This window comes from Bradyrhizobium canariense (genome assembly GCF_019402665.1).
Classification (GTDB): Bacteria; Pseudomonadota; Alphaproteobacteria; order Rhizobiales; family Xanthobacteraceae; genus Bradyrhizobium; species Bradyrhizobium canariense.
On sequence record NZ_VSST01000063.1, the window covers coordinates 125801 to 140566 of the forward strand.

Genomic DNA, 14766 nt, shown 5'->3' on the forward strand with positions numbered 1-14766 from the left:
CACTTCCTTTCTCCCCTCTTTCATCTTGCTTTCGTTTTCTGGTGTGATCTAATCAAAAGCGAAAGTAACCGCTCGCTTGAACGGGCGGTCGCCGGGGGATGCGTCTGTTGGAGCGGATTTTCGACCTCGCCATTATTGGAGGCGGTGTTAACGGCTGCGGCATCGCGCGCGACGCGGTGGGCCGCGGCAACACGGTCTTCCTGTGCGAAATGAACGATCTGGCGAGCGGGACGTCGTCCTGGTCGACCAAGCTGGTGCATGGCGGCCTGCGCTATCTCGAATATTACGAGTTCCGGCTGGTCCGCGAGGCGCTGATCGAGCGCGAGATTCTCTGGGGGATCGCGCCTCACATCATTCGCCCCCTGCGTTTCGTTTTGCCGCACCATGCGGGCTTAAGGCCAGCCTGGCTGCTGCGCCTCGGCCTCTTCCTCTATGACCACATCGGCGGCCGTCATCTGCTGCCGGCGACGCGCTCGGTCGACCTTGGGCGCGACGAGGTCGGCCGCCCGCTGATCCCGAACCGCTACCGCCGCGCGTTCGAATATTCCGACTGCTTCGTCGACGACGCCCGTCTCGTCGTACTCAACGCCCGCGATGCCGCCGACAAGGGCGCCGAGATCCGTACCCGGACCCGCGCAACCGATATTAAACAGACCGACGGCATCTGGACCGTCAGCATGATCGACACGCTGACCGGCGCGCGCTCGTCGATCCGGGCCCGTGCGCTGGTCAATGCCGGCGGGCCCTGGGTCGAGGATGTGCTCGGCCGCGGCGCCGGCGTCAACGCGAAAGCCAAGGTGCGCCTGGTGCAGGGCTCGCACATCGTCGTAAAGAAACTCTACGACCATGACCGTGCCTACATGTTCCAGAATGCCGACGGCCGCATCATCTTCGTCATTCCCTATCAGGACGATTTCACGCTGATCGGCACCACCGACCGCGACTATGACGGCGATCCCGCCAAGGTGAAGGCGACGGCCGGGGAGATCCAGTATCTCTGCACGGCGGCAAGCGAATATCTGGCCAAGCCTGTCACGCCCGATGACGTGGTCTGGACCTATTCCGGCGTGCGTCCGCTCTATGACGACGGCGCCAGCGAAGCCAAGGCCGCGACGCGCGACTATGTGTTCGAGCTCGACACGCCCGGCGGCGTGCCGCTGCTGTCGATCTATGGCGGCAAGATCACGACCTACCGCCGTCTCGCCGAGGAGGCGCTGGAGCGGCTCGCGCCCTATCTTCGCAGTGCGAAAGCGCGCGAAGGCTGGACCGGCAAATGGCCGCTGCCCGGCGGCGACATGGGTGTGTCCGATGTCGACGGCCTGATCGCCGAGCTTCAGCGCGGCTATCCTTTCCTCAGCCACGAGCATGCGCGGCGCCTCGCACGCGCCTATGGCACGAGGGCGATCAAGCTGCTTGGCGATGCGAAATCGGCGGCCGATCTCGGCCAGGCCTTCGGTGCGACGCTGAGCGAGCGCGAAGTCCGCTATCTCATGGCCAACGAATGGGCCGTCACCGCCGACGACGTCGTCTGGCGTCGTTCCAAGCTCGGCCTGCGACTAAGTGCCGACGAGATCGCGGCGCTTGATGACTGGATCAGGACCCACGCCGTGCAGCAAAGTCCCCTGCTGGAAGCGGGAGGACGCTCATGACAGTGGCACTCGATCACGTAACCCGGACTGTCGACGGTATCGAGCACATTCGCGACGTCTCGCTGACGCTCGAGAGCGGCACGCTCAACGTGCTGCTCGGGCCGACGCTGTCGGGCAAGACCTCGATCATGCGGCTGCTCGCTGGCCTGGACAAGCCGACATCGGGCAAGCTGCTGGTCAACGGCAAGGACGTCACCGGCGTCGACGTGCGCCAGCGCTCGGTCGCCATGGTCTATCAGCAGTTCATCAACTACCCCTCGCTGTCGGTCTACGAGAACATCGCTTCGCCCTTGCGCGTGCAGGGCAAGCCGCGCGCCGAGATCGAGGCGCGGGTCGCGGAAGCCGCCCGGCTGCTCAGGCTCGAGCCGTTCCTGAAGCGCACGCCGCTCCAGCTTTCCGGCGGCCAGCAGCAGCGAACCGCGATGGCGCGCGCGCTGGTGAAGGGCGCCGACCTCGTGCTGCTCGACGAGCCGCTCGCCAATCTCGACTACAAGCTGCGCGAGGAGCTGCGCACCGAGCTGCCGCGCATCTTCGAGGCGTCCGGTGCGATCTTCGTTTATGCCACCACGGAGCCGACCGAGGCGCTGCTGCTCGGCGGCAACACGGTGTGCATGTGGGAGGGGAAGGCGCTCCAGATCGGCGAGACGCCAAACGTCTACCGGCGGCCGCAGACCTTGCGCGTCGCGCAGGTGTTCTCCGATCCGCCGCTCAATCTCGTCGGCATCGAGAAAAAGAACGGCTCGGTGCAATATGCGGGCGGCATTGCCGCGCCGGCGTCCGGTCTCTATTCCTCGCTCGCGGACGGCGCCTATCGCGTCGGATTTCGTGCCCATCAGCTCGCGCTTGCCAATGGCGAGACCGACCGCCACGCCTTCCATGCCACGGTAACGGTGACCGAGATCACCGGTTCGGAGAGTTTCGTGCATCTGACCCGCGACGGATCGAACTGGGTGGCGGTGTTGCACGGCGTGCACGAGTTCGAGCCCGGGCAGACCATCGATGCCGTGCTTGATCCCAACGACGTTTTCGTGTTCGACGCTGGCGACCGCCTGGTCGCAGCGCCCGGTCCCATAGCGTTTTCAAGCGAAGTGCCGAGCGGTTCGCGTGAAGAAAACGCGTCAAAGAAACAAGCTTGAGGGGGATGCGACATGGCCCGCATTGACCTCGTCGATCTCGCTCACTCCTACGGTGGCAATGATGCGCCGCAGGACAGCTTTGCTCTCAAGCCTGTCACGATGACCTGGCGACAGGGCGGCGCCTACGCGCTGCTCGGGCCGTCCGGCTGCGGCAAGACCACGCTGCTCAACGTCATCTCGGGCATCATCACCCCGTCGCGCGGGAAAATCCTGTTCGACGGCGAGGACATCACACCGCTGTCAACCCAGAAGCGCAACATCGCCCAGGTGTTCCAGTTTCCGGTGATCTACGACACAATGACGGTGGGGCAGAATTTGGCGTTCCCTCTGAAGAACCGCGGTGTACCGAAGGCCGAGATCGACAAGCGCGTCGCCGAGATCGGCCGCCTGCTCGACCTCGATCCCTATCTGAACCGCAAGGCGACGCGGCTCACGGCTGACGCCAAGCAGAAGATCTCGCTCGGTCGCGGCCTGGTCCGCTCGGACGTCGCCGCGGTGCTGTTCGACGAGCCGCTCACCGTGATCGACCCCGAGCTGAAATGGCAGCTCCGCTCCAAGCTGAAGGCGCTGCATCGCGAGCTCGACCTGACGATGATCTACGTCACCCACGACCAGACCGAAGCGCTGACCTTCGCCGACACCGTGGTGGTCATGCATGACGGCCGCGTGGTGCAGAGCGGCACGCCGGCCGAGTTGTTCGACAAGCCGGCGCACACCTTCGTCGGCTATTTCATTGGCTCGCCCGGCATGAACATTTTGCCGGCCGAGGTAAGGGGCCGCGAGGCCAGGATCGGCGGTCACGTCATCGCGCTCAATCGCAGCTACGACAGCCTTCCGCCAAGCGCGAAGATCGAGATCGGCGTCCGTCCGGAATTCGTCGAGGCCGTCGCGCCTGCGCCTGGCCTGCTCAGTGCAAAGATCGAACGCGTCGACGACCTCGGGCGCATCCGTTTCGCGCGTGCGAGGCTCGGCGACGCAAAACTCGCGGCCCGCGCGCCGGCCGGCTTCACCAGCCCGGATGGCACGGCCGGCCTGAAATTCGACCCGTCGCACGTCCACGTCTATGCCGACAGCCTTCTGGTGGAGGGAGCCGCCTGATGGACAAGACCGTCAACCAAAAAGCCTGGTTCCTGGTGCTGCCGGTGTTCCTGGTCGTCGCCTTCTCGGCGGTGCTGCCGTTGATGACGGTGGTGAACTATTCGATGCAGGACACCTTCGGCAACAACCAGTTCTTCTGGAACGGTGTCGGCTGGTTCAAGGAATTGCTCGATCCCTCGACCGATCTCGGCGGCCGCTTCCTGGCTTCGCTCGGGCGCAATCTGTTCTTCTCGCTGGTGATCCTCGCGATCGAGGTGCCGCTCGGCATCGTCGTCGCGCTGTCGATGCCGCGACAGGGGTGGACGGTTGCGGCCTGCCTCGTCATCCTGGCGCTGCCGCTGCTGATCCCGTGGAACGTGGTCGGCACGATCTGGCAGATCTTTGGCCGCCCCGATATCGGCCTGCTCGGCTATGTTCTCAATGCCATCGGTATCGACTACAATTACGTCTCCAACGATATCGACGCCTGGGTCACCGTCATCGTGATGGATGTCTGGCACTGGACCAGCCTGGTCGCGCTGCTGTGCTACGCCGGCCTGAAGTCGATCCCCGAAGCCTATTATCAGGCGGCGCAGATCGATGGCGCCTCCCGCTGGGCGGTGTTCAAGGCGATCCAGCTGCCGAAGATGAATCGTGTGCTGCTGATCGCGGTGCTGCTGCGCTTCATGGACAGTTTCATGATCTACACCGAACCGTTCGTGGTGACGGGTGGTGGGCCCGGCAACTCGACGACCTTCGTGTCGATCGAGCTGGTCAAGATCGCGCTCGGCCAGTTCGATCTCGGCAAGGCCGCCGCGCTGTCGCTGGTCTACAACCTCATCATCCTGATCGTCTGCTGGATCTTCTACACCGTCATGACCAATGCCGGCGCCGAGCGGAAGCCGCAGGAAGGAGCCGCGTGATGCATTCGATCCCCGGCCGTCGCCTCATCATGGCGCTGTTTTTGATCTTCCTGCTGTTGCCGATCTACTGGCTCGTCAACATGAGCTTCAAGACCAACGCCGAGATCGTCTCGACGATGACGCTGTGGCCACACGCGCCGACGCTCCAGCACTACAAGCGCATCTTCACCGACGAGAGCTGGTATTCCGGCTATATCAACTCGCTGGAATATGTCGTCCTCAACACCATCATCTCGATCTCGGTGGCGCTGCCGGCAGCCTACGCGTTTTCGCGCTACCGCTTCCTCGGCGACAAGCATCTGTTCTTCTGGCTGCTGTCGAACCGCATGGCGCCGGCCGCGGTCTATGCGCTGCCGTTCTTCAATCTCTATTCGGCGATCGGCCTGTTCGATACGCCTTGGGCGGTCGCGCTGGCGCACTGCATCTTCAACGTCCCGCTGGCGGTGTGGATCCTGGAAGGCTTCGTCTCCGGCGTGCCGCGCGAGATCGACGAGACCGCCTTCCTCGACGGCTATTCCTTCCCGCGCTTCTTCATCAAGATTCTGGTGCCGCTGATTGCGAGCGGCATCGGCGTCGCCGCCTTCTTCTGCTTCATGTTCTCCTGGGTCGAGCTGCTGCTGGCGCGCACGCTGACCTCGGTGCAGGCCAAGCCGATCGCGGCGATCATGACGCGCACGGTGTCGGCCGCGGGCATGGACTGGGGCCTGCTGGCTGCGGCCGGCGTGCTGACGATCATCCCGGGCGCGCTCGTGATCTGGTTCGTTCGGAACTACATCGCGAGCGGTTTCGCGCTCGGTCGGGTTTAGGGAGGCATCAATGGAAGCTATTGCATGGATGGCCTGGACGCCGCCGACGGCAATCTTCTTTGTCGCGCTCGCCTGCACGCTCGCCGTGATGACCTGGCTTGGGGTGGCCTATCCCGAAGCCGAGCGCGTCGGCGTGCTGCGCATCCCCACCACGCGCGGCGACCGCCTGTTCATCTCCCTCATCACGGCAGCGGTCATCCACTTGCTGTGGATCGCCTTCGCCGGCACCGACGCCCTCGCCACGCTGCCGATCGGCGAGGACGGAGTTGAAATTTCGCGCCTTTGGATCGCATCAGGAATTTCGCTGGCCACGGCCGTACTCATTTTCCGCACGGTCTAGCCCGCGAAGGAACGGCCAGATCCGGGACCAACCCGGGCCTGTAAAAAGTTTGTCGCTGCAACGGAGGAATAACATGCGGCAGTTTAGGAGAAGGGAACGTCCATTGACCAAGAATAGCTTTCTGACGATGTCCAGCGTCGCCGCCATGGTCGCGGTGTCGTTGGCCGTCTCGGCGCCGGTGCGCGCCGCCGACGACGCCGCGATCCAGAAGTGGATCGCGGAATTCCAGCCCTCGACGCTGTCGAAAGACGAGCAGAAGAAGGAGCTGGAGTGGTTCGCCAAGGCCGCCGAGCCCTTCAAGGGCATGGAGATCAACGTCGTCTCCGAGACCATCACGACCCACGAATACGAGTCGCAGACGCTGGCCAAGGCGTTCTCCGAGCTCACCGGCATCAAGCTCAAGCACGACATCATCCAGGAAGGTGACGTGGTCGAGAAGCTGCAGACCCAGATGCAGTCCGGCAAGAACGTGTACGACGGCTGGATCAACGATTCGGACCTGATCGGCACGCACTTCCGCTACGGCCAGACCATCGCGCTGTCGGATTACATGACCGGCGAGGGCAAGGACGTCACCGATCCCATGCTCGACGTCAACGACTTCATCGGCAAGTCGTTCGGCACGGCGCCGGACGGCAAGCTCTATCAGCTGCCCGACCAGCAGTTCGCGAACCTCTACTGGTTCCGCTACGACTGGTTCACCAACCCCGACTACAAGGCCAAGTTCAAGGCCAAGTACGGCTACGAGCTCGGCGTGCCGGTGAACTGGTCGGCCTATGAAGACATCGCCGAGTTCTTCACCAACGACATAAAGGAGATCAACGGCGTCAAGGTCTACGGCCATATGGACTATGGCAAGAAGGACCCGTCGCTCGGATGGCGTTTCACCGACGCCTGGCTGTCGATGGCCGGTAACGGCGACAAGGGCATCCCGAACGGTCTGCCCGTCGACGAATGGGGCATCCGCATGGAAGGCTGCCGTCCGGTCGGCTCCTCGGTGGAGCGTGGTGGCGACACCAACGGTCCGGCCGCGGTCTACTCGATCACCAAGTACCTCGAGTGGATGAAGAAGTATGCTCCGCCGCAGGCCCAGGGCATGACCTTCTCCGAATCCGGTCCGGTGCCGGCGCAGGGCAATATCGCCCAGCAGATGTTCTGGTACACCGCCTTCACCGCCGACATGGTGAAGCCGGGCATCGCCGTGATGAACGCGGACGGTACGCCGAAATGGCGTATGGCTCCGTCGCCGCACGGTTCGTACTGGAAGGAAGGCATGAAGCTCGGCTACCAGGACGCGGGCTCGGCGACGCTGCTGAAGTCGACTCCCGCTGACCGCCGCAAGGCGGCCTGGCTCTATCTTCAGTTCATCGTCTCCAAGACGGTCAGCTTGAAGAAGAGCCATGTCGGTCTCACGTTCATTCGTGAATCCGACATCTGGGACAAGTCGTTCACCGAGCGTGCGCCGAAGCTCGGCGGCCTGATCGAGTTCTACCGCTCGCCCGCGCGCGTGCAGTGGACCCCGACCGGCAACAACGTGCCCGACTATCCGAAGCTGGCGCAGCTGTGGTGGCAGAATATCGGCGATGCGTCGTCCGGTACGAAGACGCCGCAAGCCGCGATGGACTCCCTTGCCGCCGCCCAGGACTCCGTCATGGAGCGTCTGGAGAAGTCCGGCGTGCAGGGCGCCTGCGGTCCGAAGCTGCACAAGAAGGAGACGGCCGAGTACTGGTTCGCCAAGGCCCAGAAGGACGGCACGATCGCCCCGCAGCGCAAGCTCGCCAACGAGAAGCCGAAGGGCGAGACGGTCGACTACGACACCCTGATCAAGTCGTGGCCGGCACAGCCCCCGAAGCGCGCTTCGCTGCAGTAAGGCACTTCAACATAACGACGAAAGGCCGGGAGCAATCCCGGCCTTTTTCTTTTTATTGTCGTGGATTTTGCTTCCACAACGTCATTGCGAGCGAAGCGAAGCAATCCAGAGTCTTCCCACGGAGGTAGTCTGGATTGCTTCGTCGCTTCGCTCCTCGCAATGACGGAGGGTGGAGCGACGACGACGCCTTACTCAGCCGGCTCAGCCGCCAGCGTCGGGTAATCCGTGTAGCCCTTGGCGCCGCCGCCGTAGAACGTGTTCTTGTCCCAATCGTTCAGCGTCGCGCCCGCCTTCAGGCGCTCGACCAGATCGGGGTTGGAGATGAACGGCTTGCCGAAGGCGATGAGATCAGCCGCGTTCGCGTCCAGCACCTTGGCGGCGAGATCGAAATCATAGCCGTTGTTGGCGATGTAGGCGCCGGGGAAGCGCTTGCGCACGCCCGCATAGTCGAACGGCGCGATGTCGCGCGGACCGCCGGTGGCGCCCTCGACGACATGGAGATAGACGAGCTTCAGCGCCGCGAGACCATCGACGATATGGTCGTACAGGGCTTGCGGGTTCGAATCCGAGATGTCGTTAGCAGGCGTCACCGGCGAGATGCGGATGCCGGTACGATCGGCTCCGGCCTCCGCCACGACGGCCCTGGAGACTTCCAGCATCAGTCGCGCGCGGTTCTCGATCGAGCCGCCATAGGCGTCAGTACGCTTGTTGGTGCCGTCCTTGGCGAACTGCTCGAGCAGATAGCCGTTGGCGCCGTGGATCTCGACGCCGTCGAAGCCGGCTTCGAGCGCATTCTTCGTGGCGCGCTTGAAATCGTCGATGATCCCTGGAATTTCGGAGAGTTCGAGCGCACGGGGCTCAGAGACGTCAGCGAAGCCGCCGTTGACGAAGGTCTTGCCCTTGGCGCGGATCGCGCTCGGTGCCACCGGGGCTGCGCCATTGGCCTGAAGGTCGACATGCGAAATGCGGCCGACATGCCAGAGCTGGATGAAGATCTTGCCGCCGCGCTGGTGCACCTGATCGGTGACCTTGCGCCAGCCGGCAACCTGCTCCTTGGAATAGATGCCGGGGGTGTCCTGGTAGCCTTGGCCCTGCTGCGAGACCTGGCTCGCTTCGGTGATCAGAAGCCCCGCAGAAGCACGCTGGGCGTAATAGTCGGCGGCGAGCGCGCCCGGTACGAAGGTGCCGGGAAAGGCGCGGTTGCGCGTCAGCGGCGCCATCACGAAACGGTTCGCCAGCGTGATCGGGCCGAGCTTGTAGGTCTCAAACAATTTGGTCGAACGGCTCATGAGAATGCTTCCAGGCGGTGAGAGATCCGGAACACTTGTGCATCGCGGCAATCAGCGCAAGGGAGGAGCCATACGGAAACTGCAGGCGAGATGCGCAGCGGGGCTACGCAGCATAAAGCATGTGCAATTTCAGCCGCGGCAGCAGATTCGATCTCCCGCCGCGGCCGCCTGAATCATCGGGTATTAGTTAGCGCCGAGGAAATCGCGTTTGCCGACCTCGACGCCGGCGTGGCGCAGAAGGCCGTGGGCGGTGGCGGCGTGGAAATAGAAGTTGGGCAGCGAGAACGCGCTGAGGAATTGCTGGCCCTTCATGGTGATGGATTTGTCGGGACCGGCCGGGAAGGTGACGTCCTTGGTGTCGGCGCCCTCGAACTGCTCGGGCTTGAACGATTTCACATAGTCGATGGTCTTGGCGAGCCGCTGCTTCAATTCGGCAAAGCTAGTCTCGGTGTCTGCTGTGGAGGGCACTTCGCTATGGGTCAGCCGGGCGCAGCCTTTGGCTGCAAAATCGCTGACCAGCTGGATCTGCTTCGAGAGCGGCAGCATGTCCGGAAACAGGCGGGAGCCCAGCAGGACGGCGGGATCGACCTTCTTGGCCGCGCAATGCGCCTCGGCTTTCGTGAGCAGGCCGGTCAGGCTGTTCAGCATTTGCAAATAGGCGGGAACGACGGCGTCGTGGAAGGACATGTGATGCTCGCTATTGTGGTGGGAAATCTCAGGAGAAACCTGAGCCACTCACATGGGAACCTCATGGAAAAATACAATCGCGGGAGCGGCTTGTGCAGTGCGAAAATTCTACCGGGCGGGCTTGTGGTGCTATCGGCGCCCCCCGCTGTCATCGTCCGGCTTGACCGGACGATCCAGTACTCCGAGGCAGCTGTGATTGAATCGATAGGCCGCGGCGTACTGGATGCCCCGCTTTCGCGGGGCATCCAGTAATTCTAGTGCTTAGCGGATCGTCCCCGCCGGCTGCGCCTGTGCCGTGCCACCGCGCATTCGGGCCAAAAGCTCGGCGGTCGGCCAGGAATCCGCGGGCAGACCGTATTTGATCTGCATCGCCTTCACCGCGGCGCGGCTCTGCTGGCCCAGCACGCCGTCGACCTTGCCGACATTGAAGCCGGCCTGGACCAGAAGCTGCTGCAATTGCTTGAGCTCGTTGAACGGCAGCTGCGCGACCGGTGTGGACGGCTTTCGCATCGGAGCCGCGCCCGCGATGCGGGTAGCGAGATAGCCTGCGGTGGTCGAATAGATCAGCGAGTTATTCCACTCGGTGTAGGCCGCGAAATTCGGGTACGCCATGAAGGCTGGCCCGAAGCGCCCCATCGGCAGCAGCACGGAGGCCGCAAGATTGTCGTTCGGCAGCGGCCTGCCGTCGGGATAGGTCACGCCGAGCTGCGCCCATTTCGAGCGCGGCAGCTGCACCGTGAGGTCGGTCTGATCCCACGGCAGGTTTTGCGGCACCTTGATCTCTTCCAGCCACGGCTCGCCGCGCCGCCACTTCAATCCGTTGGCGATGTAGTTCGCGGTCGAGCCGATCACGTCGTCCTCGCTGCGGAGGAGATCGCGTCGTCCGTCGCCGTCATAGTCGACGGCATAGTTGACGTAATGCACGGGCAGGAACTGGGTCTGTCCGAGCTCGCCGGCCCAGGAGCCGACCATCTCGTCAGGATGCAAATCGCCGCGGTCGATGATCTTCAGCGCGGCAATGGTCTCGTTCACGAACATCTCCGAGCGGCGGCAATCATAGGCCAGCGACACCAGCGATTTCAGCGTCGGCAGATTGCCCATGTTGACGCCGAAATCGCTCTCCAGTCCCCAGAACGCTGCGATCACCGCCGGCGGCACGCCGTATTCCTTTTCCGCGCGCGCGAATGCGGCCGCATGTTGCTTGATGTGCTGCTGGCCGTTCTGCATGCGATAGGGCGCGGCCATGCGGCCGGCAAATTCGGTGAAGAGCTGGCCGAACACGCGCTGGCCGCGATCGCGATTGACGATGCCCTGGTCGTAGACGAGGTAAGGCGCGGCCGCCGCGATCGTCCGCTGCGACACGCCGGCGGCAACGGCCTGTTGTTTCACGTCGGCCAGAAACCGATCGAAGTTCGCGCCGTTATGGCACGCCGCCGCGCGCGGCGACGGCGCGGTCGCCCTGGGGGCTGCTGGTTTTGCGGGCGCTGGCGCGAACTGGGCGGAGGCGGTTGCAGACAGCGCGACAAGAGTGACGGCCGCGATCGCAAATCGGGTCTGGAGCATGAGGTTTCCGGGGGGAGGGCGCGTGGGGAATCTTGCCAAAGCTTAAGGGAATTGAGCGCCTCAAACCATCCTTTCGTCATGGCCGGGCTTGTCCCGGCCATTCACGCTTTCGGCCTTGCGCCGGAGGGAGAACGTGGATGCCCGGGACAAGCCCGGGCATGACGGAAAAGCAATGTTGGTCAATGGCCGCGGCTCCGCGACGCACCTTGAAACCTTGCACGCGGACGGGGGGCATCCCTACCTCATGCTTGCCGGCCTGCAACGCCTCCAGCGGCCACGGCCGGCCTCGGGAGACGGCCATGAACTATCTTCGTACCGCAATGCTGCTTGCAGGCCTCACCGCCCTGTTCATGGGCATCGGCTATCTGATCGGCGGTGCCGGCGGCGCCATGATTGCGCTCGTCATTGCCGCGGCGACCAATCTCTTCACCTACTGGAACTCCGACCGCATGGTGCTGTCCATGTATGGCGCCCATGAGGTCGACCGCAGCAGCGCACCGGAGCTGGTCGGGCTCGTCGCCGAGCTGGCGGGCCGGGCCGGCTTGCCGATGCCGCGCGTGTTCCTGATGGACGAGCCGCAGCCCAACGCGTTTGCCACCGGGCGCAATCCCGAGAATGCCGCGGTTGCGGTCACCACCGGGTTGATGCGCCAGCTCAGCCGCGAGGAGCTCGCCGGCGTGATCGCGCACGAGCTCGCTCATATCAAGCACCACGACACGCTGCTGATGACTGTGACCGCGACCATTGCAGGCGCGATCTCGATGCTGGCGCAGTTCGGCATGTTCTTCGGAGGCAACCGCGACAACAATGGTCCGGGTATCGTCGGCTCGATCCTGATGATGATCCTCGCCCCGATCGGCGCCATGCTGGTGCAGATGGCGATCAGTCGTACGCGCGAATACGCCGCGGACAATCTCGGCGCACGCATCGCGGGTCAGCCGATGTGGCTGGCATCGGCGCTGGTGAAGATCGAAGGCGCTGCGCATCAGGTCCCGAATGTCGAGGCGGAGCGAAATCCCGCCACCGCGCACATGTTCATCATCAATCCGCTGTCGGGCCACGGCGTCGACAATCTGTTCGCCACCCATCCTTCGACGCAGAATCGCATCGCGGCACTTCAGCAGCTCGCAGCCGAGCTCGGTGCGCAGGCCTCGCCGTCGGTCGGCGCCAATGAGAACTATCCGCCGCGGAGCCCATGGGGCCGCTCTTCTTCACGCGGCCCTTGGGGCTGACGCGGAAGCAGCGCGAATTTGCTCGCTTTGTGACCTGTCGCACACAGGGCGGTCCCGGCCGGTGTTAACACCCTGCCGTGACAGTTCCTGCGAAAGGGGATGCGTGGCCGGCCCTCTGCCTGCCACCCTCGAAGATGACCAAAGCTGCAGTACCATTGTTGATTGCCCTGGGCATGCTGATTGGCCTGTCCACGCACACCGTCGTCAATTGCGGGGACGAGGACGAGCCCGACATCTGCTCGGCGGTGATCGGCTTCTCGCCGCTGCGCGGCTCGCTGATCGCTTTCGCCTATGAGGGGCGTGGACGGATCGCGTTGCGCCACGGCGACTGGCGGCGGGCGATCGCGGATTTCGACGAGGCTATCCATCTCAACCCCAACCGCGCCTCGCTCTATCGCGATCGGGCGTTGGCGCGCCGGCAGAACGGCGACCTCGAACTTGCCATCGAGGATTACGACGAGGCGATCGCGCATGATCCCAGGCACGCCGCGCCCTATCACCAGCGCGGTCTCGCGCTCGCGGCCGCCGGCGATCTCGATCGCGCGATCCTGAGCTACAACACCGCGGTCCGCCTCGACCCCTCGGATGCGCAGCCTCGGCTCGACCGCGGCCTCGCCTTCCTCGCCCGGGGCCAGGCGAATGAGGCGCGCGCCGATTTCGAGGCCGCGCTGGCGCTGCCCGCCGGCAAGGACGTCCGCACCCGCGACGCGGCACGCGCAAAGCTCGCCGAACTGGCGAGCGCCGAGCCGACCCGGCTCGTCGCTCCAGGAAAGTGAGCGTCTACTTCGCCTTCTTGGCTTTGGCCTTCTTCGCTTTCTTGGCCGGCTTTTCCTTGGGCGCCTTCTTCTCCACCTTCACGGCGACAGGCGTGCTGGCGGCGATCCGCATCGACCGCGCGTAGCTGTCGGCGACGTTGTCGGCGGACATCTGCAGGCGCTTGGCGGCGGCAATGGCCTGCTCCATGGTGGCCTTGGCCATCATCTTGAAGCGGTCGCCGGTCTCCTTGCCCTTGGCCTTGGCCGCAAGGCCGTTGAATCGGTCCCGCCGCTCCTTGGCGCGGGTCATCAGGCCCGTATGCAGCTGTCTGGCCAGTTGCCGGATCACGACATCCAGGTCGGCTTCCGCCATGTTGTTCTATCCTCTTCGAAAACGGTATCGATGCGGGCGGGACTATGCAGATCGGGCCCCACCTTGGCAATTCCCGGCCACGCGTCATCCGCAGCTTCTGTTGACCAAAACAAAAAAGCCGCGCTGCGCGCGCGGCTCTCTGGCTGGGTTTGGCGCTGTCTGCCTTACTTCAGCGAAGCGACCGGCCCACTTGGTGCTGCCGGATCGGGGTCGAAGCCGAACACGCCGACCAGATATTTATAATAGTCCGGCAACTTCTCCTTGAGCGCCTCGCGCGACTTCGGGTCGTGGAATTCGCTCTTCCCGGCCAGGAAGATGCTGGCGGTTACCGCGAAGAACTCCATGTGATTCTTCAGCGCGTAGGATTCCTTGGGCAGGAGATCCTTGGACTTGGCGTAGGCGTAATAGCCGATCACGCCCTTGTTGGCGTAGCCGTCCGGCAACAGCCGCGCGTGGTAGGCGTGCAGCAGCTCGTGCAGCAGCACGGCTTCCTTTTCGTAACGCATCATGTCCGGCCGCAGCATGATCACGCCAAGGCCGGAATCGACCGCGAGGTCGACGGCGTTCGGATTGCTCCAGCGCTGCTTGTTGGGGTCCCAGACCGTCAGTGTGCGGGGAGCGGTGCGCTGGATGTCAGGCGTGACCCGGCCGTAGCAGGCAGTCGCGGCGCCTTCGTCGAGGCAGGCGAGCTCGCTGGCGATGATCGGGACGGTGCGGAAGAAGCGCAGCACGCGCGGCGAGAGGCCGGCGGCCTCGACCACATCGATCTGGCTCTTCACATTGTCGGTGAGCTTGTCGACATCCTTGCGGTCCGAATTCTCCGACAGGTCGAACATGTAGCCGCGGTAGCTCTGGAAGCCCGGCGGTAGCGCCTGCGCTGCGCCGGCGGACGCATCCAGCGGTCCGGCATGGGACGGATCGGCAAAGAGCGCGCCGACAATGGTCGCGGTCAGCAGCAACCCAATGCGCATGATGAACCCCCTGATGTCACTTCACGCGGCAGAATAAGCCGCCGTTGTTTGCGAAAAGTGAGTGGGGCGAGACTAAGGCAGCGATGTTGAGGCGT

14 protein-coding genes are annotated in these 14766 nt (G+C 64.0%); 9 read left to right on the forward strand and 5 right to left on the reverse strand.

Annotated features, from left to right (window positions below; all coding sequences use genetic code 11):
• Positions 1-98 precede the first annotated feature (98 nt).
• The 7 genes from glpD (at position 99) to FXB41_RS31015 (ending at position 7801) form a co-directional block, all read left to right on the forward strand.
• Positions 99-1649: a glycerol-3-phosphate dehydrogenase gene (gene glpD / locus FXB41_RS30985; RefSeq protein ID WP_219684473.1), complete on the forward strand. Its 1551-nt coding sequence runs from the start codon at positions 99-101 to the stop codon at positions 1647-1649.
• Positions 1646-2785 carry an ABC transporter ATP-binding protein gene (locus FXB41_RS30990; RefSeq protein WP_007595155.1) on the forward strand — a complete coding sequence of 380 codons (1140 nt, stop codon included), beginning with the start codon at positions 1646-1648 and terminating at the stop codon, positions 2783-2785. The genes glpD and FXB41_RS30990 overlap by 4 nt, the downstream gene beginning before the upstream one ends.
• Before the next feature lie 12 nt (positions 2786-2797).
• The gene (locus tag FXB41_RS30995) at positions 2798-3883 is read left to right on the forward strand and encodes an ABC transporter ATP-binding protein (protein ID WP_007595153.1); all 1086 of its coding nucleotides are present in this window, start codon (positions 2798-2800) and stop codon (positions 3881-3883) included.
• Entirely contained in the window at positions 3883-4785 is a 903-nt protein-coding gene (locus FXB41_RS31000; RefSeq protein ID WP_219684474.1) for a carbohydrate ABC transporter permease, read from the forward strand. The genes FXB41_RS30995 and FXB41_RS31000 overlap by 1 nt, the downstream gene beginning before the upstream one ends.
• Positions 4785-5591 (forward strand): carbohydrate ABC transporter permease, encoded by an 807-nt coding sequence (locus FXB41_RS31005; protein WP_007606994.1) that lies wholly within the window; start codon positions 4785-4787, stop codon positions 5589-5591. The genes FXB41_RS31000 and FXB41_RS31005 overlap by 1 nt, the downstream gene beginning before the upstream one ends.
• 10 nt (positions 5592-5601) lie before the next feature.
• Positions 5602-5931 (forward strand): DUF2160 domain-containing protein, encoded by a 330-nt coding sequence (locus tag FXB41_RS31010; protein ID WP_007595147.1) that lies wholly within the window; start codon positions 5602-5604, stop codon positions 5929-5931.
• A gap of 127 nt (positions 5932-6058) precedes the next feature.
• Positions 6059-7801, forward strand: a complete 1743-nt coding sequence (locus tag FXB41_RS31015; RefSeq protein WP_035993295.1) for an ABC transporter substrate-binding protein — start codon at positions 6059-6061, stop codon at positions 7799-7801.
• Between the two features lie 188 nt (positions 7802-7989).
• On the opposite strand, the gene FXB41_RS31020 is transcribed toward FXB41_RS31015, so the two are convergent.
• The 3 genes from FXB41_RS31020 to FXB41_RS31030 form a co-directional block, all read right to left on the reverse strand.
• Positions 7990-9090 (reverse strand): alkene reductase, encoded by a 1101-nt coding sequence (locus FXB41_RS31020; RefSeq protein ID WP_007595144.1) that lies wholly within the window; start codon positions 9088-9090, stop codon positions 7990-7992.
• Between the two features lie 183 nt (positions 9091-9273).
• Positions 9274-9777, reverse strand: coding sequence for a DUF1993 domain-containing protein (locus FXB41_RS31025; RefSeq protein ID WP_007595142.1), 504 nt, complete (start codon positions 9775-9777; stop codon positions 9274-9276).
• A 261-nt stretch (positions 9778-10038) separates the two neighbouring features.
• The gene (locus tag FXB41_RS31030) at positions 10039-11340 is read right to left on the reverse strand and encodes a lytic murein transglycosylase (RefSeq protein ID WP_219684475.1); all 1302 of its coding nucleotides are present in this window, start codon (positions 11338-11340) and stop codon (positions 10039-10041) included.
• Positions 11341-11639: 299 nt separating this feature from the next.
• On the opposite strand from FXB41_RS31030, the gene htpX reads away from it, so the two are divergent.
• Both htpX and FXB41_RS31040 read left to right on the forward strand, forming a co-directional pair.
• On the forward strand, positions 11640-12572 hold the full coding sequence (htpX, locus tag FXB41_RS31035; protein WP_007595138.1) for a zinc metalloprotease HtpX: 933 nt from the start codon (positions 11640-11642) through the stop codon (positions 12570-12572).
• A 134-nt stretch (positions 12573-12706) separates the two neighbouring features.
• Positions 12707-13348 (forward strand): tetratricopeptide repeat protein, encoded by a 642-nt coding sequence (locus FXB41_RS31040; protein ID WP_007595137.1) that lies wholly within the window; start codon positions 12707-12709, stop codon positions 13346-13348.
• A gap of 4 nt (positions 13349-13352) precedes the next feature.
• Here FXB41_RS31040 and FXB41_RS31045 read toward each other — a convergent pair whose 3' ends face one another.
• Together FXB41_RS31045 and FXB41_RS31050 are read right to left on the reverse strand one after the other, a co-directional pair.
• Positions 13353-13700 (reverse strand): hypothetical protein, encoded by a 348-nt coding sequence (locus FXB41_RS31045; RefSeq protein WP_007595135.1) that lies wholly within the window; start codon positions 13698-13700, stop codon positions 13353-13355.
• Positions 13701-13864: 164 nt separating this feature from the next.
• Positions 13865-14671 (reverse strand): hypothetical protein, encoded by an 807-nt coding sequence (locus FXB41_RS31050; protein ID WP_219684476.1) that lies wholly within the window; start codon positions 14669-14671, stop codon positions 13865-13867.
• Positions 14672-14766 lie beyond the last annotated feature (95 nt).

Bases quoted from the DNA above. Each gene is read 5' to 3' on its own strand.
- FXB41_RS31000 (WP_219684474.1), top strand. From the start codon at position 3,883: ATGGACAAGACCGTCAACCAAAAAGCCTGGTTCCTGGTGCTGCCGGTG.
- FXB41_RS31030 (WP_219684475.1), bottom strand. From the start codon at position 11,340: ATGCTCCAGACCCGATTTGCGATCGCGGCCGTCACTCTTGTCGCGCTG.
- FXB41_RS31020 (WP_007595144.1), bottom strand. From the start codon at position 9,090: ATGAGCCGTTCGACCAAATTGTTTGAGACCTACAAGCTCGGCCCGATC.
- FXB41_RS31010 (WP_007595147.1), top strand. From the start codon at position 5,602: ATGGAAGCTATTGCATGGATGGCCTGGACGCCGCCGACGGCAATCTTC.
- FXB41_RS31005 (WP_007606994.1), top strand. From the start codon at position 4,785: ATGCATTCGATCCCCGGCCGTCGCCTCATCATGGCGCTGTTTTTGATC.
- FXB41_RS31025 (WP_007595142.1), bottom strand. From the start codon at position 9,777: ATGTCCTTCCACGACGCCGTCGTTCCCGCCTATTTGCAAATGCTGAAC.
- FXB41_RS31040 (WP_007595137.1), top strand. From the start codon at position 12,707: ATGACCAAAGCTGCAGTACCATTGTTGATTGCCCTGGGCATGCTGATT.
- FXB41_RS31045 (WP_007595135.1), bottom strand. From the start codon at position 13,700: ATGGCGGAAGCCGACCTGGATGTCGTGATCCGGCAACTGGCCAGACAG.
- htpX (WP_007595138.1), top strand. From the start codon at position 11,640: ATGAACTATCTTCGTACCGCAATGCTGCTTGCAGGCCTCACCGCCCTG.
- FXB41_RS30995 (WP_007595153.1), top strand. From the start codon at position 2,798: ATGGCCCGCATTGACCTCGTCGATCTCGCTCACTCCTACGGTGGCAAT.
- glpD (WP_219684473.1), top strand. From the start codon at position 99: ATGCGTCTGTTGGAGCGGATTTTCGACCTCGCCATTATTGGAGGCGGT.
- FXB41_RS30990 (WP_007595155.1), top strand. From the start codon at position 1,646: ATGACAGTGGCACTCGATCACGTAACCCGGACTGTCGACGGTATCGAG.
- FXB41_RS31015 (WP_035993295.1), top strand. From the start codon at position 6,059: ATGTCCAGCGTCGCCGCCATGGTCGCGGTGTCGTTGGCCGTCTCGGCG.
- FXB41_RS31050 (WP_219684476.1), bottom strand. From the start codon at position 14,671: ATGCGCATTGGGTTGCTGCTGACCGCGACCATTGTCGGCGCGCTCTTT.